Annotated in this window: 27 protein-coding genes and 1 pseudogene; 9 read left to right on the plus strand and 19 right to left on the minus strand. The window is 66.1% G+C overall.

Annotated features, from left to right (window positions below; all coding sequences use genetic code 11):
• The 19 genes and pseudogenes from H149_RS0118200 to H149_RS0118290 form a co-directional block, all read right to left on the minus strand.
• Nucleotides 1-249: transposase (locus H149_RS0118200; RefSeq protein WP_020650680.1), on the minus strand; the 249-nt coding region annotated here is incomplete at its 3' end.
• Nucleotides 250-299: 50 nt separating this feature from the next.
• A pseudogene (locus tag H149_RS21675) lies at nt 300-764 on the minus strand (GTPase); the annotation flags it as partial.
• Nucleotides 765-1,053: 289 nt separating this feature from the next.
• A complete protein-coding gene (locus H149_RS0118210; protein WP_020651204.1) occupies nt 1,054-1,770 on the minus strand; it encodes a DUF5983 family protein in 717 nt (238 codons plus the stop codon).
• A gap of 250 nt (nt 1,771-2,020) precedes the next feature.
• A complete protein-coding gene (locus tag H149_RS0118215; RefSeq protein ID WP_020651205.1) occupies nt 2,021-2,413 on the minus strand; it encodes a hypothetical protein in 393 nt (130 codons plus the stop codon).
• Nucleotides 2,414-2,437: 24 nt separating this feature from the next.
• Nucleotides 2,438-2,689 (minus strand): hypothetical protein, encoded by a 252-nt coding sequence (locus tag H149_RS0118220; protein ID WP_026353305.1) that lies wholly within the window; start codon nt 2,687-2,689, stop codon nt 2,438-2,440.
• 807 nt (nt 2,690-3,496) lie between these two features.
• Complete coding sequence (locus H149_RS0118225) at nt 3,497-5,527, minus strand: DNA topoisomerase III (protein WP_020651207.1); 2,031 nt, start codon at nt 5,525-5,527, stop codon at nt 3,497-3,499.
• 281 nt (nt 5,528-5,808) lie between these two features.
• Nucleotides 5,809-6,192: a single-stranded DNA-binding protein gene (locus H149_RS0118230; RefSeq protein ID WP_020651208.1), complete on the minus strand. Its 384-nt coding sequence runs from the start codon at nt 6,190-6,192 to the stop codon at nt 5,809-5,811.
• A complete protein-coding gene (locus tag H149_RS0118235) occupies nt 6,189-6,737 on the minus strand; it encodes a DUF3158 family protein (RefSeq protein ID WP_020651209.1) in 549 nt (182 codons plus the stop codon). Before H149_RS0118235 ends, H149_RS0118230 begins: the two co-directional genes overlap by 4 nt.
• A complete protein-coding gene (locus H149_RS0118240; protein WP_026353306.1) occupies nt 6,734-7,513 on the minus strand; it encodes a PFL_4669 family integrating conjugative element protein in 780 nt (259 codons plus the stop codon). Before H149_RS0118240 ends, H149_RS0118235 begins: the two co-directional genes overlap by 4 nt.
• A gap of 123 nt (nt 7,514-7,636) precedes the next feature.
• The gene (locus tag H149_RS0118245) at nt 7,637-7,828 is read right to left on the minus strand and encodes a hypothetical protein (RefSeq protein ID WP_020651211.1); all 192 of its coding nucleotides are present in this window, start codon (nt 7,826-7,828) and stop codon (nt 7,637-7,639) included.
• A gap of 28 nt (nt 7,829-7,856) precedes the next feature.
• The gene (locus H149_RS0118250; RefSeq protein WP_020651212.1) at nt 7,857-8,144 is read right to left on the minus strand and encodes a type II toxin-antitoxin system RelE/ParE family toxin; all 288 of its coding nucleotides are present in this window, start codon (nt 8,142-8,144) and stop codon (nt 7,857-7,859) included.
• A complete protein-coding gene (gene relB, locus H149_RS0118255) occupies nt 8,131-8,430 on the minus strand; it encodes a type II toxin-antitoxin system RelB family antitoxin (protein ID WP_009618210.1) in 300 nt (99 codons plus the stop codon). The genes H149_RS0118250 and relB overlap by 14 nt, the downstream gene beginning before the upstream one ends.
• 131 nt (nt 8,431-8,561) lie before the next feature.
• Nucleotides 8,562-9,755 carry an STY4528 family pathogenicity island replication protein gene (locus H149_RS0118260; protein ID WP_020651214.1) on the minus strand — a complete coding sequence of 398 codons (1,194 nt, stop codon included), beginning with the start codon at nt 9,753-9,755 and terminating at the stop codon, nt 8,562-8,564.
• 2 nt (nt 9,756-9,757) lie between these two features.
• Entirely contained in the window at nt 9,758-10,318 is a 561-nt protein-coding gene (locus H149_RS0118265) for a DUF2857 domain-containing protein (protein ID WP_020651215.1), read from the minus strand.
• A gap of 17 nt (nt 10,319-10,335) precedes the next feature.
• Complete coding sequence (locus H149_RS0118270) at nt 10,336-11,994, minus strand: ParB family protein (RefSeq protein ID WP_020651216.1); 1,659 nt, start codon at nt 11,992-11,994, stop codon at nt 10,336-10,338.
• Nucleotides 11,987-12,235, minus strand: coding sequence for a hypothetical protein (locus H149_RS0118275; protein ID WP_020651217.1), 249 nt, complete (start codon nt 12,233-12,235; stop codon nt 11,987-11,989). The genes H149_RS0118270 and H149_RS0118275 overlap by 8 nt, the downstream gene beginning before the upstream one ends.
• Nucleotides 12,219-13,085 carry a ParA family protein gene (locus H149_RS0118280; RefSeq protein WP_020651218.1) on the minus strand — a complete coding sequence of 289 codons (867 nt, stop codon included), beginning with the start codon at nt 13,083-13,085 and terminating at the stop codon, nt 12,219-12,221. Before H149_RS0118280 ends, H149_RS0118275 begins: the two co-directional genes overlap by 17 nt.
• A 41-nt stretch (nt 13,086-13,126) precedes the next feature.
• Complete coding sequence (locus H149_RS0118285; protein ID WP_009461157.1) at nt 13,127-13,345, minus strand: AlpA family transcriptional regulator; 219 nt, start codon at nt 13,343-13,345, stop codon at nt 13,127-13,129.
• Between the two features lie 110 nt (nt 13,346-13,455).
• A complete protein-coding gene (locus tag H149_RS0118290) occupies nt 13,456-14,214 on the minus strand; it encodes a hypothetical protein (protein WP_020651219.1) in 759 nt (252 codons plus the stop codon).
• Between the two features lie 749 nt (nt 14,215-14,963).
• On the opposite strand from H149_RS0118290, the gene H149_RS0118295 reads away from it, so the two are divergent.
• The 9 genes from H149_RS0118295 (at nt 14,964) to H149_RS21685 (ending at nt 21,590) form a co-directional block, all read left to right on the plus strand.
• Nucleotides 14,964-15,383 (plus strand): helix-turn-helix domain-containing protein, encoded by a 420-nt coding sequence (locus H149_RS0118295; protein ID WP_026353307.1) that lies wholly within the window; start codon nt 14,964-14,966, stop codon nt 15,381-15,383.
• Nucleotides 15,384-15,505: 122 nt separating this feature from the next.
• Nucleotides 15,506-16,306 carry a TIGR04255 family protein gene (locus H149_RS21680; protein ID WP_211213636.1) on the plus strand — a complete coding sequence of 267 codons (801 nt, stop codon included), beginning with the start codon at nt 15,506-15,508 and terminating at the stop codon, nt 16,304-16,306.
• Nucleotides 16,307-16,322: 16 nt separating this feature from the next.
• A complete protein-coding gene (locus H149_RS0118310; protein WP_026353308.1) occupies nt 16,323-16,967 on the plus strand; it encodes a transcriptional regulator in 645 nt (214 codons plus the stop codon).
• 15 nt (nt 16,968-16,982) lie between these two features.
• A complete protein-coding gene (locus H149_RS0118315) occupies nt 16,983-17,837 on the plus strand; it encodes a hypothetical protein (RefSeq protein WP_020651224.1) in 855 nt (284 codons plus the stop codon).
• A 288-nt stretch (nt 17,838-18,125) separates the two neighbouring features.
• The gene (locus H149_RS0118320; protein ID WP_020651225.1) at nt 18,126-18,695 is read left to right on the plus strand and encodes an HdeD family acid-resistance protein; all 570 of its coding nucleotides are present in this window, start codon (nt 18,126-18,128) and stop codon (nt 18,693-18,695) included.
• Nucleotides 18,696-18,776: 81 nt separating this feature from the next.
• On the plus strand, nt 18,777-19,562 hold the full coding sequence (locus tag H149_RS0118325; RefSeq protein WP_020651226.1) for a thiazole synthase: 786 nt from the start codon (nt 18,777-18,779) through the stop codon (nt 19,560-19,562).
• 7 nt (nt 19,563-19,569) lie between these two features.
• Nucleotides 19,570-20,160 (plus strand): FMN-binding negative transcriptional regulator, encoded by a 591-nt coding sequence (locus H149_RS0118330; protein ID WP_020651227.1) that lies wholly within the window; start codon nt 19,570-19,572, stop codon nt 20,158-20,160.
• On the plus strand, nt 20,153-20,875 hold the full coding sequence (trmB, locus tag H149_RS0118335) for a tRNA (guanosine(46)-N7)-methyltransferase TrmB (protein WP_020651228.1): 723 nt from the start codon (nt 20,153-20,155) through the stop codon (nt 20,873-20,875). The genes H149_RS0118330 and trmB overlap by 8 nt, the downstream gene beginning before the upstream one ends.
• Before the next feature lie 286 nt (nt 20,876-21,161).
• Nucleotides 21,162-21,590 (plus strand): nucleoside/nucleotide kinase family protein, encoded by a 429-nt coding sequence (locus H149_RS21685; RefSeq protein ID WP_020651229.1) that lies wholly within the window; start codon nt 21,162-21,164, stop codon nt 21,588-21,590.
• Nucleotides 21,591-21,762 lie beyond the last annotated feature (172 nt).

Raw genomic sequence — 21,762 nt, forward strand, 5'->3', positions numbered from 1 at the left:
CAGCTCGCGCACCTCGCGCTCCAGCTGCTTGAGCCGGTCCTGCTCGGCCGTCGTCACGCCGGGCCGCAGCCCGTGGTCCCGCTCATGCCGGCGAACCCACAGCCGCAGCGTCTCGGCCTCGCAGCCGATCTTCGCCGCAATCGACTGGATCGCCGCCCACTGCGATCCGTGCTCGCCACGGTGCTCGAATACCATCCGCACCGCGCGCTCCCTGACCTCCGGTGAATACCGCGTCTGCTTCTTGCTCATAGCTCCATCCTCTCAAAGAGTGGAGCCTCCGAGATAGTCGGGGCGGTTCAGGGAGCGGGCAACTGCTCCAGTTGGACGACCAGTTCCTGCAGCTCGGGGCAGCGCGGCTCGGGGATCGGCAGCTTCGCCGGTGCGGAACCGAGCACGAACCGCTTCACCGTGTAGGGCTGGCCGTCGGCGGTGAACTCGGTCTGCTCCTCGGGCGTGTCCGCCCGCTGACCGTCGAAGCGGCGTCTGACATAGGGTTCGACCTGCACCTTGGCGCCCTCGTCGGGCACTTCGGTCACGAGGGCGCGATCGAGCACCGCGAACTCGGCCCGTGCCGTATTGACAATGATGGCCTCGTCGGTGGTGGCGATGACCTTGCCCGCGAAAGGCTTCGGGTCGATGTGAAAGCCCAGCGTCGAAACCTTGGGCTGGCCGTCGAAGATGTTGAACTTGAACGAACGGACGTTGGAAGGCACATGACCGACGACGAGCGTCGGCATCTGTGCGCGGATGGCTTGGGTATCCATGGGGAGACTCCTTGTGGCAACCAAGGGACTCCCGCCCGCAAGGGAGGTCGATCCCTTGAGGGTGAGGCGGATGGACGCGGGAGCGCCCGGAGAACGAAGCAACCAGCACGGCGAACCGCGCCGCAGTCTCGAAGGTCTCGACTGCCTGGGCATGCTGCCGGCAACGCCAGCGAACATGCGGCCAGCGTGCGGCACATGGCTGCGGCCGTCCGTTGGGAATCGGCAATGCGCCGGCACCGCGTTCCGTGAAAAAGAAAAGCCCCGACGTGGGGCTCGAATGGGTTGCGGGTTACTCGTCGTCGTAGAGCGTCAGTCCGTCCAGCACGGGCGCGTCGGCATCGAAGATCAGCAGTCGCACGTCGGCGAGCGCAGCAAGGTGCAACACCTCCACGAGGGACTCCGGCACGCCCTTGGCCCGGTGCTCCTGCCGCAGCTCTTCGGCGGTGATGCCCTCGACATGCTGCAGGTTCGCATCCGTCCAGGGCGTGGCGATCAGCTTCACGCCGACCGCCGGGCTGTAGGGAATGCGGAAGGCCACGAACAGAAAACCGCTCGGCGTGGCGATGTCCGCCAGTTCGGCGAGGAACCGACCGGCCTCCTCGGTGATGTGCGCCGAACTGATTTCCCAGGCACGGCTGTAGAACCCGGTCTCGAAGCGCAGGCGGCGCACCACCTCGCGCGCGGCTTCCTCGGAGTAGGTATCGCCGACGTGCAGCGGCTGGCCGGCTTCTTCGGCCATGACGGCGTAGACCAGGTTTCGGGCGATGCCGTGGCTGGGGCACTGCGCGCCCAGCTCGGGCGGCACGTTCTGGCCTTCCGTGATCAGCGCGAAGTCGTCGCAGAAGACGCAGGCATGGCGCTCGACCTGGCTGTCCGGCAGGTGCGACTGCGAGACGTGCAGCGGCAGATAGCTCAGCGGGCAATCGTCGTCGTAGGAAATCGCCAGCAGCCGCTGCACGGACAGGCCATCGTAGCCGCGGACGAAGGGGTTGTTGGAACGGGACATGGGATTACTCCAGCAGAGGATGGCCGAGGCAATCCCCTGCCGGGGATTGAACCCCAGCGGGTGGATGAAGTGGCAGCCGGTCAACCGGCCGCGGCGTCGGGCCGCACTGGTGGCGGGCGGTGCAGGTCAGTGGAAGATGCTGATTCGGGCCATGGCCGCTCCTGCGAAAAGAAGGAGGGACATGGCCCCGAACGGGGACGCATGTCCCTCGTGGGGTGGGATGAAAGGACGGTGGGTTGCCAGGCGCGGCTCACCAGCCGTTGTAGTTCAGCGTGAGGTCAGCGATGACCTGGCGCCGTTCCAGATCGAGGCCGCCGAAGTCGGACAGCCCCTCGAAGCCGCAACGCTTGAGCATCGCGCCGCCCTCGCGGGCGTTGTAGAAGCTCACCATCGCGGACAGGAACATGCGTTGACCGCTGCTCAGCACACCCAGTGCGTCGTTGAGCATCAGCATGTTGGGCCGCAGGTCCCACTTGGTGGTGGCACGCTGCAGACCTTCGCGTGTGCCGTCGCCGAACCACTCGTGGCCGGCGATCTGCGCGCCGCGCTTCCAGGCCTCGAAGAAGGCTTGGGGCGCGGCGGCGAAGTGCTGGTTTTCCAGCTTGATCTGATCAAGTACCTCTTGAGGCAGAGCACGGTTCATGACGGGGGCTCCTGATGATGGGATTCACGGGTGGAGGCGCTGCTGCCAGCGGCCCGTTTGCAGGGCGTGCTCGGCAGCGTGGTGCGAGCGGAAGAAGCTGACCGACTCGCGCGAGACGGGACCATCCGCATCGGCGGTGCCGATGTAGTGGCCGGCTGCGCTGCAGAGCACCTGCAGGGGCAGGCGCTTGCCAACGTAGGCCAGGGCCTGGTAGCCGATGGATTCGGCGCGGGCCTGTTCAGCACTCAAAGGTGCCGATGCGAACGCGAGGGACATATGGTTTCTCCTGGTGGTTGAAGACCGGGAGCACCACGCCCTGTCGGGAGCGGAGACCTCCCGAAAGGTTGAACATCGAAAGCACCCGCGTCGTGGCGACGCGCGTCCGCGGTGGTCGGTGCGAGGCGGACTGGATCGGTCAACGCGGCGAGGCGCGTTGCAGCCTTGAAGACCGGAGCTGCCAGGGCATGGTGCTGACGACCGTCAGCGACACATGCGGGAAGGATGGAAGCGCGGCGGCGCACCGTCGCCGATCAAACGGAACCGCCCGCCGTCCGGTTTGGCCCGAGCACTGCCGGCAGCAGCAGTGCACGATCCGTCCGCCCACGACAAAGGCGCCGAAGCCCCGTAAGGCTTCGGCTGGAGAAGAATCAATCCACCTGTGGGCTGCAAGCAGGCCAGGCCGTCGTCAAAGCCATTCGCTGCGTCAGCAATCTCACCCGGCCCGTTTCGTGGCTGGGGCCGGCATCCTCTGGCGTGCATCCACACACAAAGGGAACCCGTTGTTCCGCCGGCGGGCACCGGCACCGAATACCGTCGACCGCAAGCGGTCTCCTGGCACCTCGCAGCTTTGCGGGCCAAGGCGTCAGGAGACCGCTCGTGGATGGACGGAAGCACTTCGATCAGCGGAATCGCGGCGAGCGCGATTCGACGAAGCAATGACCTTCTCGCCCTGCAAGCCGTGATTGGCCTGTGCAGGACGCGCACACCGTTGCAGAAGGGAACGCGCGCTGGGGAGTCCCGCGGGGCGCGGGAGGTTTGCCCCGCCGTCCGCAAGGGCCGGCGGGGCAGAGGGAGGCGTGGGCGTCAGTTCGCCTTGGGGCGCCGGCGCGGTGTCCTGGAGGTGCGACCGGATGCGCCGCGCTTGCCTGCCGGGGCATCTTCGACCGGCTGCGTACCTTTGCAGTCCGGGTAGCGGCTGCACGACCAGAACGCGCCGCTCTTGCCGCTACGCTGGCGCATCGGGGCGCCGCACTGCGGGCAGTTCGGCGCGGGCGGCAGCTTGATGGCGAGCGTGGCACCGCGGTACTGCTGCACGAGCTGGGCGACCCAGCTCGATTGCTTGGCGATGAAGGTGTCCAGTGCCATCTGGCCGGCCTCGATCATGTCCAGTGCCTGCTCCCACACCGCCGTGGTCCCCGGGTCGGCGATGGCCGCCGGCACGGCGTCGATCAACGTGAAGGCCGCATCCGATGCGCGAATGGCGCGGCCTTTCCTCAAGAGATAGCCGCGGGCCAGCAGCCCGCTGATGATGTTGGCGCGCGTCGCCTCGGTGCCGATGCCCGTGGTGTCCTTCAGCTTCTGCTTCAGGCGCGGGTCGGTCACGAGCTTGGCGACGCCCTTCATGGCCTTGACCAGCTCGCCCTGCGTGTAGGGCTTGGGCGGCAGCGTCTTCAATACCTTCAGTTCGACCTGGCCGACTAGACAGGCATCGCCAGCCTTCAACGCTGGCAATACTTGGCCGCGCCGTGCATCCTCTCCGTCCGTGTCGTCAAGGGCCGGCGCCGCCAGCACCTGGCGCCATCCGGCCACCGCGATCTGCTTGCCGACCGCCACCAGCGACTGCCCGCCGCACGTGAGCTGCGCCACCGTCCGGTCAAACTCGTGATGCGGCAGGAACTGCGCGAGGTAGTGGGCACGGATCAGCCGGTAGACGGCCAACTCCTTGTCGGTCATCGCCGAGAGATTCGCCGGCTCCAGCGTGGGGATGATGCCGTGATGCGCCGTGACCTTGCCGTCGTTCCAGGCCCGCGAACGCTGCTGGCGGTTCAGGCGGTCGATCAGCGGCCGCAGGCTGGGATCGGTCTTCACCAGGCTGTCGAGCACGGCCGGCACCTCGGCCAGCATGCTCTCAGGCAGGTGGCCCGAATCCGAGCGCGGATACGTCGTCGCCTTGTGCGTCTCGTACAGCGCCTGGGCAATGTCCAGCGTCTCCTGCACGTCGAGGCCCAACTGCTTGGAACACACTTCCTGCAAGGTGCCCAGGTCGAACGGCAGCGGCGGACCTTCGCGCATGCGCTCCGTCTCGACCGACACCACCTGGGCGCTGCCGGCGGCGCCCAGGCGGTCGGTGGCCTGCTGGGCGACCGGCTGTTGCAGGCAACGGCCAGCATCGTCAATACAACCCTGCGGCGGCGTCCAACTTGCAATGAAGGATTGGCCGGCATGGGACAGCGTGACCTCGATCGCCCAGAACGGCACCGAGACGAAACGTGCGATCTCGCGATCACGATCCACCACCAGCTTTAGCGTCGGCGTCTGCACCCGGCCCACCGACAGTACGCCGGTGTAGCCGGCCTGCCGACCTAGAAGCGTAAACAACCGGCTTAGGTTCATCCCGATCAGCCAGTCGGCACGCGAACGGGCCAGGGCCGAGTAGTACAGCGGCAGCGTCTCCGCCGAGGGCTTCAGCGCACCCAGTGCCTTGCGGATCGACGCATCGTTGAGCGCCGACAGCCACAGGCGCTGAATCGGCCCGTGGTAGCCGCATAGGTCGATGATCTCTCGGGCGATCATCTCGCCCTCGCGGTCGGCGTCGGTCGCTATCACCAGCTCGCCCGCCTTGGCGACGAGCTGCTGCACGACCTTGAATTGCGCTGCGGTCGCCGCCTTGGGCTCGACACGCCAACGCTCAGGAAGAATGGGCAGTTGCTCGATGGCCCAGCGCTTGTATTGCTCGCCGTAGCCTTCGGGTGGAACCGCCTCCACCAGATGACCGATGCACCAGGTCACGACGACACCCGCGCCGCTGTAGCAGCCGTTGCCGCGTTGACCGGCACCCAGCACACGGGCGATGTCCTTGCCCTGGGACGGCTTCTCGCACAGGAACACGCGCATGAAGCCTCCTTGGAAATGTGCGGGTCATCGGATGGGCGTCAGCTTGGCGGGACCGGGAGATGCCGGCAGCAAGGAAGCCGATTGATGCAGACACCGCTTTGTGATCGGCAGGCGGTCCGTTGGCGCAGCCGCAGGTGCTGGCACAGCAAGAGCGTCGTTTCGGGAGGGCGGCTGGAACTCCGTGGACGACCTTGGAGCTATCCCCTGGGGATAGCTCGCTGGTGCATCGCGGGCGTATGACGGTTGCTACAGCCGCCCTCGGGGGAACGGCGATGGGCGAACTACTGTCCGCCGGCCGGCTTGGCGCTGAGCGCCACCGACGCGATGCGATACGGCAGAATGCCCACGCGCCGCGCTTCGACCTTGAACGTGACGCGCTCGTTCTCGTCGGCGTCCTCCCATTCGTCGCGCACGGTGCGGCCCTCGACCAGCACCCGCATACCTTTCTGATACAGGTCTTTCCAGTGGTCGGCGTCGCGGTGCCACAGCTCCACCGGCGCCCAGAAGCCGCCGCGATCTTCGTACTCGCCGTCCTTCTTCGGGATCGGGTTGTCGAAGTAGACGTTCAGGCGAAGCAGCCGGCGCGGCTCGTCGTTGCCGTTCGGAAATTCGCGGTAGTCCGGCGCAGAACCGATGTTGCCCTCGCCGACGAAGTGCGTGCTCATGGTGACTCCTTGGTGGTGGGTGGAACGGACGCGGTATTCCCGTGGACGCGCCGCAGGTAGGCCGCTTCGGCCTGCGCGGCCTTGTTGGCGCATTCCAGGGCTTGACGAGCGATGCTGTGGGTCAGGCTGATCTGCATGTTCAGCACGATTCGCTGCAGTTCGATCGCGTACAGCTCGTCGATCAGCGAGGCCGGTGTCGCGGGGTTGGCCAGCAGGGACTCCCACAACGCCACGCCCATGGAGGAACGGTCGAGGTTGCGCCAGCGCAGGAAGGTCGTCCCTGCGCCAGTGGCCTGCTGGGCCAGTTGCACGTCGAGCAGGCTGAAGGGGTAGGCGCGTGCCTGGGGCAGCACACGCCGCTGCGCCAGGCCAATCAGGTCGTCGCGCAGCGCTGCGCACTGGCTGGCCCAGGTCTCCAGACTCCCCTTACCCTTAAAGGGCTGTAAAAGGCCTTTTAGGTAGCCCGCGTGTTCCAGCCGCTGGAAGTCCGCCTGTTCCAGCGCCACGAAGCGCGGGGAGTGGCCGATGGGGATCGATGCCGTCATGCGCCTGCACCCTCATCGCCCGCCGCACCATCGGCTGCGCCATCCGTGTGAGCCGACGCATTGGGCACGATGGCTGGCGCAGCAGGCGGCGTGCCGGGCTTGTTCGACCGCCGCGCGATGGGTGGCGCGAAGCGCGAGCGGCGCGTGCCTTCCAGCACGTCCTGCGGCAACTCGCCGAACTTCTCCAGCGCCGCTCGCGCCGCAGCGTTCTTCGCCGCGAAGTCGTCGCGCGTCGCGCCCGAGTAGCGGTACTGCTGGGCCAGCGAGAACAGGCTGCGCAGCGCGTGCGCGCCGTCATTGAGCCAGCGCTCCAAGGTGCTGCGGTCGATCAGCGCCGTGTGGTGCGCCAGGATGAGTTTGCGCGCCAGGTCGTCGTAGTCGGCCAGCAGGTACACCGCCATGAAGCCGAGTTGGGCATTCACGAACAGCGGCAGCTTCACCGGCTGCACGTTCATGTTATCGCCCAACGACAGCGCCGGGGGTACACCGGCCAGCGCCTGGTCCACCTGCTCGCGCAGCGCCTGCAGCGTGCTCTTGGTCTGCTCCAGCTTGTCTTCGATACGCAGCATCCAGAAATCGGAGTACGGATCGTCCTGCTCGGCGCCGCGCTTCATCTTGTTCATGGCGCTGATGAAGCCGTTGAGACCGATGATGCCGGCGCGTCCCTCGGTCGGCGCACGGCCGTGCCAGATGCGCGAAGCGTGATGAGTGTGCAGCGTCAGCGACATCGCGCTACGCAGCGACCCGAGATTCAATTGCAGGGGTTCATTGGCCATGGGTGACGACTCGCATTAACGGAACGAGTCGCCAGCATCGGCACCGACCGGAAGGCCGTCAGTCAACAAACCGCAATCGGCGTGCGCCTGGTTTGTCCGTGCCGGGAAGGCTGGCTGTCCCAGCTATCCCCTGGGGATAGCCTCGCGGCGGGTAGCGACGGCAAGCGCCGCCTGCTGTCCCAACTGTGCAATGAAACCTTCGAGTTGGCCGTCGGCGACACCGGCATGGCGGCCGGCGGCGATGTCGGCCCAGCCCATGCAAGCTGCTTCCTGCAGCGCCTTGAGTTTGGCTGCTTCAGGCTCCTTGGCATTCATGGTGAATCTCCAGTGAGGAAAACCGCCTTCACTCCCGTGCCGGCGGCCACTGCTGCGCGGCGTGCAACACGCGCAGGATGGACACCGCGCGGGTGTCCTCCATGTAGACCACCACGTAGTTCGCACGCACGACCATCTCCCGCGTTCCGGCCACGCGGCCAGGCCGGTAGAGCTTCGGGCGCTCCGGCAGCTTCGCGGCCTTGGCCTCGATGTCGTCCTTCAACCGCTGCGCGGCATCGGGGTTGTCGTCCGAGATGTAGTCAACAATCGCCAGCAGGTCGGCGCGGGCAGCTTGCCGCCACTCAAGTACGCGCACGCCGCTTCCTGTCGATCAGGGCCTGCGCCTCGTCCATGACCTGCTGGTGCGGCACCGGCGGCCGTGTGTCGGCCAGCGCCTCCTGGACCTTCGCCCGGAACCAGGCATCGTAGGCCTCCGGGTCGGCCGTGAGGCCAGCCGGCAGCGCGCCTTCCTTGACCACACGGGTCAGCAGGATGCGCACGGCGTCCGAAACGGTGAGGCCGACCCCGGCGAGCTTCTCGGCGGCATCGGCCTTGAGCTTGTCGTCCACTCGGATATGCAGCATCGAAGTCTGTGCGGCCATCTCGGCTCTCCTGTTTGTGCATCAGGCTGTATTTTGTATCTCAATTGAGACTCGCGCAAGAGCCAGGGCCGGGCCGACTGCCCGCCAGAAGGCTCCCTGTCCCAGCTATCCCCTGGGGATAGCTCGGCCGGTCACGGGTCGCGCAGGGCCGCCCGCAGCCGCGCCAGGTGGGCGCGCGCCACTTCGGGGGATACCGGCGGTGCCGATGGCGCCGGTGCCGGCGCGGGTGGACGGGAAGCAGGCGACACCGTGGCGCTGTCGCCCGCCCAGGCCTTGAACTCCCCACGGATCGCCTTCTGGATGATGCCGAACAGGTAGCCAGCCGGGTTGCGCACCGAGCTGTTGCAGCAGCGCGCCTCCCATTCGTCCAGCACCGCCTGCCGCTGGGCTTCGTCCACCTGCCGCAAGGCCACCAGCGCGCCGGACTGCTGCTCGTGCTTCAAACGCTGGAAGCGGTCTGGCAGCAGCAGGTTCTGCAAGGCCCTCGCGCGCGGTACTGTACGTACTTCATTTATACGATCATTACGTACTGTACGGTCCTCCTTCGGAATCCGAAGAGAGCTATCCGGCGCGGGTTTCGGCCCTGCTTCGGATTCCGAAGACGGGCGCGCAGCATTCCGAAGAAGGGCTTCCTGGCCTTCTTCGGATTCGTGGTCCGCACCCTCCTGTGGATAACCTGGCGTCGTCCATCCATGCAGCGCCATGCGCTGCGCCAGCACCTGCAGGCGGGTCGGCAGCGTGCGGCCGCTGAGCAGCGGGTCTTCGGCAATCTCCTTGAGCGTGTTCATGCCCACGATCTGCACCGCCTTCGCCGCGTGCGTGAGCGCCTGGCTGACCAGTCCGAGGTAGTCGGCATCGAGTTGCATCGCCTCGAAGGGCGACAGCGGTTCGTCGTGCAGCACGTAGAGGTTGCCTTGAATGCGGCCGGTCTTCGGGTCGCGCCGTCGTCGCACCAGGCTCAGCCAGCGCGTCAGCCGCAGCAGCGTCAGGGCGCGCGCCACGGTCTCGTGCGAGGCTTGCGCCCCGCAGGGCATCGAGGCCAGGTAGGGGCGCAATTGGTCGTAGGTGGGAAAGGCGGTCACGCCGTCGTCGTTGAGCTGCAGGCGGAACACCTGCCAGGCGTTGCGCTCCAGCGGGGTCAGGCGCCGGTCGAGGAACAGTCGGCGCGGCACGCTCTCATGGCGGTTGCCGCTGTAGAGGAACCCGTCGGCGGCCGGCGCGGTGCCCTGTGCCGGTTCCTGCGGCCCAAGGTGCCGCAGCGCCTCGTCGAACACCGCCGACAGCGCAACGGGACCTTCGCGCCGTGGTGTGCCGGACGTGGCCATGGCTACACCAGCCCCTGGTCGATCCAGTTCCGTATCGCCGACCAGATCACCGACATAGGCAGGCTCATGGCCTCGGCCAGGTCCATGGTCAGTGCCAGCATCGCCATGTCGTCGGTCAGGGCGACATGGCGCTCGGCGACGCCGGCCTTCCAGCGTTCCCACAAGGCCACGTCCTGCGCCTCGTCGAGCACCGGATGCCGGCCCTTGCGCTTGGGCAGCCCGAGGATGTCGCGGCGCAGCGCCACTTCCTGATGCGTGAGGCCGTAGAACTTGCTGACCATCTCCGTGCTCGCCCCCAGGCGCAGCATGCGGTCCACCGTAGCGATCTCCCGCTCCACGTCGTGCACCTGGCTAAGCAGCCGCTTCAACACTTCCCGGTTCACCGACACCGAACACCACGACACCGTGGCATTCACCAGCATGCTCACGAGTTCGGGGTGCTTCAGCGCATCCAGTTCCTCCTCGCCGAAGCCCATGGCCTTGCAGCGGCGCAACTGGCCGTTGCGCAGGTCATGCAGGGCCTGGGCGATCACGGCCTGGTTGAGTGGGTGCGGTGCCGACATGCGGGAGCCTCCTGCGCTCAGGAATCCTGGCTCGCTACGCCGGCTTCCAGATCCAGTAGCCGGCGCGCCAGGCGCAGCAGACGGAACAGCTTCACCAGCGCAGCATCGCTCAGACGTGTAGCCGAGCCGCCGTGGCCATGGAGCAGCGCCGCCAGTTCGTCGGCCAGCCGCGCGCGGTCCAATCCGTTCGCGGCGGGTGGCGCCGCACTCAGCGCATGCAGCAGGGTCAGTACCGCCCGCGCGAACGCCGGCAGCACCTTCGCCTGGCCCACGGCCGGCGCCACGCAGACGAAGCCGATGCCGCCGACGCAGGCCTCGATGTGGTCGGCAACCGCCGCTTCCTCGCCGATTTCGCGCGCGAACTGCGCGATGTGCACGCGCAGGCGATCCGGCGCGTCCAGCCCCGGCTCGACGTACCAGACGTCCGAGATGGGATAGAGCCCGCCGACCTGTACGGGGATCGCACGCAGCGCATCGGCCTCGAAGTCGGGCAGCTTGTCGCCAAGCTGGTCGGCGACCATCCGCTGGATGGACTGCAGGCGCTCGGTGGTCGGTGCCGGTGTCACGATGTGCCCTTGCAGGCGCTCGTCGCGTGGTCCGCGCTGGTCCTCTGGCGCTTCGGGCGATGCAGGCGGTGTCGCTGCTGACACCGCATGCGAGACCGGCGTGGTGTCGCGCGGTACGGACGACACGGGTAGCTGCTGAGGTGCGGAGACCGGTGCGGAAGGAGCAGCAGGCACGACAGACGCCGCCGAAGGCATCGGCGCCGCCGGTTCGCTGGTCAGCGCACGCTGGCGGCTTTCGCTGTCGTTGATTTCCAGCGCCAGCGTGTCGTAGTCGGCCTCCAGCAACTCGGCCATCTGGCCCACCAGTTCGTCCTGCACCCGCTGCGGCGAGAAGTCGTCCGGCTGTGCGTCGAACTGCGTCAGCACGTCCTGAAACAAGGTGGCGAAGTCCACGGCCACGGTGCGGCCCAGCGTACGCCGCTCCCAGGTGCGCTCGCACGCCTTGCGCAGTACCGCGATCCGTTCCACCTGATGCCGGCCCAATCCGCCGTACAGCAGCGTCGGGATCGCCGGCAGCAGATAGCGCACCGCATCGTTCATGCGGCTGATGTGCGACTGCGGCACCGGATAGCCGTCGGCAGTCAGCCGCCGCGCAAGTTCGCTTTGCGATAGCTCCTGGCCGCTTTCCTGCTCGTAGAACTCGCGCGCCTTCTCGATGCCCAACGCCCGCTCGATGAAGGTCAGCCCGCCGCGCAACTCGTTCTCGGCCAGGTGCCCGGTCAGCGCCACGATTTCGCCGCGCGCCGGCCATGGGCGGAACAGGCATGCAATGCGGAAGAAGCGTTCCTCCTTGGTCTCGCTCCACAGTTCGCGCAGGATGGCGAGCCGCGTATTGCCACCGTTCCTGATGATGTAGTGCGCCTCGCCCGGCCGGCGCGTGATCGCCGGCGGCGCGTCCAGCCCGCGTTCGCGGATCGACGCCTTGATTTCCTCGTAGGCCGGGTTGCGCGTCACGCGCGGGTCATGTTCATAGGGGCGCAGCTCGTCCAGCGTCACCACCATCGGTGTGTCGGCGATGGGGTCGGTCAACGCCCCGGCCGAAGGACCGCTGCGCTCGAAGCCGGTGGCCAGCAGCTTGGCGGCCATGTCCTGCGGCGTCGGCTCAGCCATCGCTGCTCTCCCGAGATGCCGCCGGTGCCTGACGATCGGCGCGGCGAAGCTGCGCGCGTGCGTTGCGGCTGGCGCGGTGATCACTCGCGGTCGAGCTGGTATAGATCGCGGCGCAGCCGGGCTTGGTGAACATCAGGTGCCCGCCGCGCGTGCGTTTCACGTGCCAACCTTCGCCCAGCGCGAACTCGATCAGCGCGCGCAGCCGCGCATGGCCGCGGGCCAGTTCATGCGCGTTCGCCATGACTGGCTCCCCCTGCGCGGCCTCTGCCGGTAACGCATGCAAAGCGCTCCCTCCATGCCGGGAACAGCTCGCCAGCCAGCGCACGCATCGTCTCCAACGCCGCAGGGGCAGTACGGCCCACTGGTTGCCGGTACTCGACGCGATGCACCGGCAGTCCTCGTGTTGCGGCACGTGGGTAGGCTTCGATGGCCGGGATGTCGGTGTTCAGGACCTGTATGCCAGCGTGCGCCTGGAACACTTGTCGCAGGGCCTGCTGGATCAGTCGGGCGTTCGACGAAACCGGATGCACACGGTTGATGAGCAAGCGCAGCGGTGGCGGCTCGATGCCGAGGTGCCGATACGGAGCGATGTCCTCGATCAGTTGCAGCGTGCCGCGCCTCAGCTCACGCGCCGCCAGGATTTCCGGTGTCACCGGCGACAGCGCCAGGCTGGAGGCCAGTACCGCCATCTCCAGCAGTACACTGCGCGCTCCCTGGGTATCGATCAGCAGCAGGTCGTAGTGCGATGACAGCGCGGGGAGCAGGTGACGCAGGCGCAGCCGGCCGTCGGGTGCGTGCAGCAGCAATGTGTTCAGTTCGCCGCGGTGGTCGTTCGACACCACCAGGTCGAGACCTGCCACAGCGGTCTGCGAAGCCAATTGCTCGATACGCTGCTCGTTGAAGGCCAGCATCTCGTAGATACCGGCAGGCGCATGCGTGCCGAGCGTGAAGTAGCTCGACAAGGTGGGTTGTACGTCCAGGTCCAGCAGCAGCACGCGCAGTCCCGCATCGGCGATGAAACCGCCCAGGTTCGCCGCGGTGGTCGTCTTGCCGACGCCACCCTTGGTCGAAATGATGGATACCACCTGCATGGCGCGACTCCTCGTGGAAGGGATTCCGACGGAGCGCGGGCTCACGCCCGCTCCCTGAGTCGATCGGTGATCCACTGGTCGATCTCCACCGAGTCCCAGCCGATGGCGCGTACCCCGAGGCGCAGGGGCTTGGGAAACTTGCCCTCCTTGATCAGGTTGTAGATGTGGGCGCGCTTGAAGCCGGTCTTGGCCTCGACTTCCGCGCGGCGCAGGATGCGGTGTTCGTTCGGCGTCGCGGTGGCGATGGTCTGGGCAGTCACGAGGGGCACTCCTTGGCGCTGTGTAGCGGCGGTGATGGACGTGCCCCGTATTCAATAGCGCGGTTTCCGCGCAGTCACTGCAAGTGCAGACACGCCGTCTGCACTTGCAGTCAGCGGTCCTGAGTGGCGAGATGACGCTTGGCTGCCGAAAACTTCGCCCACAGCGTTCGCTCGCTGATCCCGGATTTGTCGCCGTAATGGGCAACCAGCGCACTGATGACCGATTCCAGCGTCTCGAAGGACGAATAGGGAACGCCATTGGGTGACTTGCCCAGCAGCAGGGTCAGAAGACCGCCAACGATGTTCAGGTAGGTGGACTCACTGCGGGCGCCCGGCACCCCGGAACGCTTCTCGCGCTCCGTGCGCGCCTGGTGCTCCTGGCTGAGCGCCTGGAACTGGGCATAGAGCGCATCCCAGGCTTGCACCCTGTCGGCAAGCTGGAGCTTCAACGCCTCGCGATCCATGACCAGTGCCTGCACCGCATCGACACTGACGGCCGGGTGCAGGTGACGCTCGAAGGCATCGAACAGGAAGGCCGGTCGCTGGTCGGGATAGAAACGGATCATCCAGGCCTTCAGATCGACGTGGCGAATTGTGAGGCTGGGGTCATCGAGCAAGGCGGGGTCGTTGCTCGTGATGCCGTCCTTGCCGTAGGGAAGGTCGAGATGCACCAGTGCGTCGTAGATCCGTTCCGCGTTCAAGCGAAGCTGTGGCCAGCGTGCCAGTTCGGGGTGCTCCGGCAAGCGGTTCATCCCCTTGGTGACATCGAGGATGCGGCGCTCGAAACGCGACAGTCCCGCCCACTGGATGGCCGCCTCGATCGGACGGTAGAAGACCTTGGCTTGGGGGCCGGATGAAGGCTTTCGCATGGCTGCTCCCTGGTAACAGGATTCAGGACATCTGTTTCCTCTCGTTGATTGGAATCGCTGCCGGGACGCGCCTTCACTGCGCGAGACGGTGGCGGCTTGGCTTGTGGGAAAGGCCGGGATGACGGATGTTCACCAGAGCAGCCGCCTGTCGATATGGCGCTTGTCCACCAGCCCCGAGCCTCTGCGTGGCGGTATGCTTCAAGCGGTTGACTGCTCATGGCAGGATGGCTCGATAACGAGGTTTTGCTACAGACGCCATCGTGGCGAAAGACGAATTCGGTCTTCTTGCGTTCGAGCCTGGGCGTTACCGGCGTGCAAGACAGCGACGGTCTATCAGCAGACGCAGTTCGGGCAGAAACAGGCGTGGCGATGGCGCTTCGACGGGGTGCGGCGAGGTTTCGGGCAAGACGCGGGAGGTCTGCCTCTAGATCGACAAAGCATGACAGTCCGGTTCCGCACTCATGGGAAGGAGCGATTGGGTAGTTCCGACGACAGGACTGAGCGATGACGAGGGGATTGCCTGTCGGGTCTCATTGGACATTGGTGGCCTGATCGTCATGCAGCGATCAGACAGCGCGATGGCGCAGCGCGTGGTCCCCAGAACTGCAAGCGGGGTAGCAGCGGACCGACAGAAGCCAGCCTTTTCATTGCCTACTAATTCCAAACTTGGGCTTGTTGACTAGATCATACTTATGCATTCAAATTTGAATGCTTATTGCTGAATTAAATTCATATTTGCGGCTTAATTCATGTCCTCTTCCGGTCAGAAGCGCTCTGGAGCGCAGGTGGCGATGCCGCAGCCCGTCGCGCGTGCGCTGCGCCGCCTGGGGCAGGACATCTCGGCGGCGCGGCGCATGCGCCGCCTGAGCCAGGAAGACCTGGCGCAGCGCATCGGCACGTCCCTGAGCACCGTCAGGCGCATGGAAGATGGCTATCCCGGCACCGCGCTGCACACCTTCCTGCGCGCGCTGCACGTGCTGGGCCGGCTCGATGACCTGTCACGGGCGATGACCCTGGAGAAGGACGCCCTTGGCATGGAACTGGTGCGGGAATTGTTGCCACAGCGGGTGCGCAGCGTTTCCCGCAGGCAAGGGCAGCCGGCTGGGCGAACGTCGGGAGCCGGCGATGGTGGCGCGAGCGGGAGTGTCGACGTAATGGAAGGCTTTTGACGGCGCCTTCTCCTCAGCTTGCGTCCCCCTGATCCAGCCGCATTGAGCAAGTCCCCTGGAATGGATGTCAACCATGGTGTAAACTGGCAACTGAAGTGTCAACCGAGAAGATGGAGCGGCCTGTGAGCGAACGAATGTCCAATGCGCCGGTGTACTACGCGCTGGCACAGGCGCATTTCAATCCGGTGGCGGCCATGGTCAAGTATGTCGACCAAATACAAGATCGACTGCGTCGTGAAGGGTATCCCTTGTTCGAGCCGCAGCAGGTCACTCACTTGGTCGTGTCCGGGCCAGGCCAGGCACAACAAGCCGAACCAAAGATCCAGCAAACGGTATCCTGGCTCCTGACCAGGAGTGATCGATCTGCGGGCTTCATCCTGTCCTCTTCGACAATCACGTTTCATACGACGCATTACGACACCCACAAGACATTCATTCCGGAATTACTGCGTGGGTTGGATGCCGTGCATGATGCGGTCAGCCTTGACCACGTGGGGCGGCTTGGGTTGCGCTATCTGGATGCGGTGGTGCCATCAGACGGAGAGTCCGTTGAACAGTACCTTGTCGGTGGCGTCCATGGGGTGGGATTCGACGCGGTTCGCCGACACGCAATGAGTGAGTCCGTGTTTTCAACCGATGTTGGTCCACTCGTTCCCGTCGGAACCTTGGTTGCAAGGGTATACAGGGCAACGGCGCAGCTTGGTTTCCCTCCCGACATGTTGCCGAACGGGCTGGCACTGAATCCGCGTTTCGCCATGTCCACGCCACGTGAGCATGGTGTGCTCGACACCGACCATTTCTGCGAAGGTCGCATGCCTATCGATCTCGGCAAGCTCGAAGAACAACTGCGCTCGCTGCATGTCCCAATCAAGTCCGTGTTCAAGGCGACCACCACGGATCACGCGCGCCGGGCATGGGCGTAACGCTGGAGACCCCCACATGTACACCGAGACATTCCCGACAATCAGGACTTCGCCGTCGATCGTACCCGTTCGAGTCGCGGCCACGGCTGCCTTCGCCCTGATGGGGATCACGCAGTTGGTTGGCGGTACTGGCAGCGTGTTCGATGTGACCCGGGCGGGGGAATGGCGCAGGCTGGTGGAGGCGCGGACTCCCATTCACGTCGAAATCGAGGTGGATGGCGAGGAGGCAGTTCGTCCCGATCTGCGAAGCGCTTCGGAGCATCTGGCCAACATCCGTGAGGTGCTCAATCCAGCAATCGCTGATCTCGCCGGGACCTTTGGTGTTTCCCGGCAAGCGATCTACAAATGGCTGGGGGGGGAGTCGACGCCAGAAGCGGACAACTTCGCTCGGATACAGGCACTCAGCCAAGTGGCCGACGCCTTTCGCGAAGCAGGCGTCAAACGGGCGCCAATGATGCTGAAGATGAAGGCGTTTGACGGCAGGTCTCTCCTGGATCTCATCGCTGCAAACCAGACTGTCATGGAGCATGTCCAAACCCTGATTTCAGAGGCTCAGGCCATGGATGCGGCATACGAAAGGTCGGGACTGCCCAAGAGCAAGGCCGCGCCAACGGATGATTGGCGTTCCGCTGCTTCCATTCCTGGCTATCCCGAGCAGTGATTCGGGGATCGCGCGATGCTGGACCGGGAGACGTCATGGCGGCAGGGAGATTTGCTGACCAGCGATGGATCGCTGCAACTGGGATTGGTCGAGTCACTGGAGGATGGCCGCTTCGCTGTCGTGATCTCCCACGACTGTGACATTCCTCACCCGCACGAACCCTGTATTGAGGTCATCGTGGCGGACTTGATCGGCGATGCCCGTGGGGATCCGCAACTGTCCCATGCCAAGAACCCCCGGCGGCTGCATCTTGCGTATGACAAGGCGGATGGAGGATCGATGGTGCTGGAGTTGCGGCATGCGGAGAAAAGGTCCATCCCGAGAGTCGAGTTTGGCCGGGGCGCGTCTCGGTTTCTTGAAGCGTCGCTTTCGGATGAATCGAAGCGCACCCTGAAGCAATGGCTGGCGGCACGCTATGGCCGGCCCGCGTTCCCCAACGCCTTCGAGAACCGGCTTGCGAAGCGTGTCGGCAAGAGGGACGTCAAGAGCCGGATCGCCCGCATCCTCGCTCCGGAAGCCAGACATCTGGTGGGATTGTTCTTCGATCTGGGCGAGCAGCGGGGCATCGAGGCTTCTGATGGTGAGCCCTATGCGTTGTCCATATCGGTGGCCTATGACGCCATCGAAGGTGGGCCAGGTGCGCGTGAGTCCGCCGAGAGCGTAGTGCAACAATTGCGAGCGCTTTTCATCGAAGCGTACGGCCCTCCCGATGCGGCAACGGAAATCGCCCTCGACGCCTGCGAGCCAGTCCCGGATACACACATGACCCTCGCCGACCTTCGGCGTGTGGATCAATGGCGACTTGAGTACCTCAGCCTGCATGACGATGAACATGGTGGCTTCCTGCCTGACGGCGTTGCCCCCGCGTGAGACGTGAGGTGGCTGGATGAGCCTATGGATAGGCTGGGGGCTGTTGTGCATCTGGCACTGGGCAGTGTCTGACGGCTCTGGGTGAGCCAATGCGGCAGCAACGGCCGCGCCGAGTTGCCGGGGGCTCGCTACAGGTACATAATCTGGCCTGATTCCGTAGCGCCAACGGAATAAACCCGTTATCAATCAATGATTTGAGTGCGGCGTGATGTTCCCATCACCCGCTCCACTTTTCATCTTGTCGCCGTTCCTCCCGTTCGCTGGCGAGCGCCGCCCGGAGAAGCCCGGATGAAAGTCGTTACCCCGGTTCCGCCGTCCCTGTTCCAGGCCTTTGCCGGCAACTGGGGGGCGTTTCTGCTGCGCGGCATCGCCGCGATCCTGTTCGGCGTGCTGGCCTGGGGCTGGCCGGCGCTGACGCTGACGGCGCTGGTGCTGCTGTACGCGGTCTACGCGCTGGCCGACGGCATCCTCAGCATCGTCGTCGGCGTGCGAGGACGCGACGGGCCGTACGCGCTGCTCGGCCTGCTGAGCCTGGCCGCCGGCATCGTCGTGCTCCTGCTGCCCGGCCTGACGGCGCTGCTGCTGGTCTATCTGATCGCCGGCTGGGCGCTGGTCATCGGCGTGCTTGAGATCATCACCGCGATCCGTCTGCGCCGGCAGATCGAGGGCGAGTGGCTGATGGCGCTGGCCGGCCTGCTGTGGCTGCTGTTCGCCGGCTATCTGATCGCGTTTCCGGGCGCCGGGGCGGTCTCGCTGGTCTGGCTGATCGGCACCTGGGCGATCGTGCTCGGCCTGCTGCAGATCGCGCTGGCGCTGCGCCTGCGTCGCTGGTCGCGGGGCGGGCCGACGCCGGCCTGAGCGGCCGGCGGGCGATATACTGCGCGCCCCGAAACCGTGGCGCCCGCGCTCCGGCGCGCGCGCCCAGCGCAAGAATCCGAGATGGCCGCAGAAGATCTCCTCCATATCGCCGGGCGCGCGTACGCGTCGCGCCTGCTCGTCGGCACCGGCAAGTACAAGGACCACGACGAAACCCGCCGCGCGATCGTCGCCAGCGGTGCGCAGATCGTCACCGTCGCCGTGCGGCGCGTGAACATCGGCCAGAACGCCGGCGAGCCGAACCTGCTCGACGTGCTGCCGCCGGACCAGTTCACGATCCTGCCGAACACCGCCGGCTGCTATACGGCCAAGGATGCGGTGCACACCTGCCGGCTCGCGCGCGAGCTGCTCGACGGCCACAAGCTGGTCAAGCTCGAAGTGCTCGGCGACCAGAAGACGCTGTACCCGGACGTCACCGCGACGCTGGAAGCGGCCGAGGTGCTGATCAAGGACGGCTTCGAGGTCATGGTCTACACCAGCGACGACCCGATCCTCTGCAAGCGCCTCGAAGAAATGGGCTGCGTCGCGGTGATGCCGCTGGCGGCGCCGATCGGCTCCGGCCTCGGCATCCAGAACAAGTACAACCTGCTGACGATCATCGAGAACGCCAAGGTGCCGATCATCGTCGATGCCGGCGTCGGCACCGCCAGCGACGCCGCGATCGCGATGGAGCTTGGCTGCGATGGCGTGCTGATGAACACGGCGATCGCCGAGGCGAAGAACCCGGTGCTGATGGCGAGCGCGATGAAGAAGGCGATCGAGGCCGGCCGCGAGGCGCGCCTCGCCGGACGCATGCCGCGCCGCCGCTACGCGAGCGCGTCGTCGCCGCTCGAAGGCCTGCCATTCTAGCCGGCCGATGTCGCTCTACACGCCGCGCCATTTCGAAAGCCGCGACCGCGCCGACGCGCTGCGGCTGATCGCCGCGCATCCGTTCGCGACGCTGGTGACGACGGTGGGCGGCGAGGAGCCGCAGATCTCGCATCTGCCGCTGCTGCTGCAGGGCGACGCGCTGCACGGCCACATGGCGCGCGCCAATCCGCACTGGCAGGCGTTTGCACATGGCCGCACGGTGGCGATCTTCCATGGCCCGCACGCCTACGTGTCGCCGCGCTGGTACGAGTCGCCGGCGCAGCACGTGCCGACCTGGAACTACGCCGTGGTACACGTCGCCGGGCATCCGCAGCTCGTCGAAGGCGCAGCCGCACTCGACTCGCTGCGCGCGTTGAGCGCGCATTTCGACCCGGACTTCGACGCCGATCCGCAGCGGGTCGAGCGGCTCGCGGCGGCGATCGTCGCGTTCCGCCTGCCGCTCGAACGGCTCGACGCCAAGTTCAAGATGAACCAGAACCGCACGGCGGCCGACCGTGCCGGCGTGATCGCGGCGCTCGCCGCGCAGCCGGCCGTAGCCGATCGCGCGGTCGCCGAATGGATGCGCACGCATGAGTGATACCGAAGACGCGCAGCTCGCCGGCGCGGCGGCCGAGGCGGTGCATCGCCGCGAGATTCGTTCGTTCGTGCGCCGCGAAGGCCGCATGACCGATGCGCAGAAGCGCGCGATGGACGAGCTGTGGCCGCTTTACGGCGTCAGCGCGCCGGCTTCGACGCTCGATCCGGTCGCACTGTTCGGCCGCGATGCGCCGCGCATCTTCGAGATCGGTTTCGGCATGGGCGACTACCTGCACAGCCGCGTCGTCGCCGAGCCGCAGCACGATTTCTTCGGCGTCGAAGTGCACCGGCCGGGCGTCGGCCGCCTGATGAATCGGGCGCAGGCGGCCGGCGCGCGCAACCTGCGCGTGGCGAGCGACGACGCCGTCGTGGTGCTGCGCGACTGGCTGCCGGACGCCTCGCTCGACGAGATCGTCATCCAGTTCCCGGACCCGTGGCACAAGGCGCGCCACAACAAGCGCCGCCTCGTGCAGCCGGCGTTCGCGAAGCTGGCCGTCGCCAAGCTCAAGCCCGGCGGTCTGCTGTCGCTGGCGACCGACTGGCAGCCGTATGCCGAGCACATGCTCGAAGTGCTGAACGCCGAGCCCGGCCTGCGCAATCTGTCGGCAGAGCGGACCTATGTGCCGCGTCCGGCGACGCGCCTGAAGACCAAGTTCGAGGCGCGCGGCGAACGGCTCGGCCACGCGGTCTTCGATCTCGCTTACCGCCGCATCTAGGGACGGTCTGAATAACGTCGTCATCGCGAGGCCGCGCAGCGGCCGCGGCGATCCGGAGACGCCACCTGCGTCGTGCGCCGCTGGATGGCTTGGTCGCCTACGGCTCCTCGCCATGACGATGGATGAACCTTTTCAGGCCCTCCCCGGCGGCGAGGATCTTCCGCGGCGGCGCCGGGTTCATTCGCGCGGCGCCGGATTGTGCTATTGATCGCCCGCTGCCGGTTCCGGAACGTCTGGGACCTGCCGGCGCAAAACCCTGCATCACCGGATCGATAAACCTTCGTTCATGTCGGCCAAGCATCCCATCGTCGGTATCACCGGTGCGAGCGGCGCGGGCACCAGCACCGCCGTGAAGGCCTTCATGCGCCTGTTCGAGGAGCTGGGCCTGAAGGGCGCGCTGGTCGAAGGCGACGCCTTCCACGCCTACGATCGCCAGCAGCTGCGCCGCACGCTGGAGCGCGCGCGCATCCGTGCCGAGAACTTCTCGCTGTTCGCGCCGGGCGCAAACCTGCTGGAGCGTCTCGAAGGCCTGCTGCGCGAGTACGGCGAGCACGGCACCGGCATGATCCGCCACTACCTGCATCGCGACGAGGAAGCCGTCACCGCCCGGCAGGCGCCGGGCACATTCACCTCGTGGGAGTGTCTGCCGGCCGATACTGAGTCGGCCCTGAACAACCCGCCCGCCCCTTACCCGGCGCGGGCTGAGCACCCTTGAGGCCTTGCCGAATCCTCCAGTTTCCAGTGCAATCGCATTCACTTTCTGGAAGATTTGGAGCGCAGGTTTTCAATGACCACCCCGGACTTTTTCCGCGCCCGGCTGGATGCGATGATCGATCTGCGTCACCCGCTCGCGGTATTGGCAACCCGCATGCCGTGGGCCGAGATCG

This window comes from Solimonas variicoloris DSM 15731 (genome assembly GCF_000382285.1).
In the GTDB taxonomy this organism is placed as follows: Bacteria; Pseudomonadota; Gammaproteobacteria; order Nevskiales; family Nevskiaceae; genus Solimonas; species Solimonas variicoloris.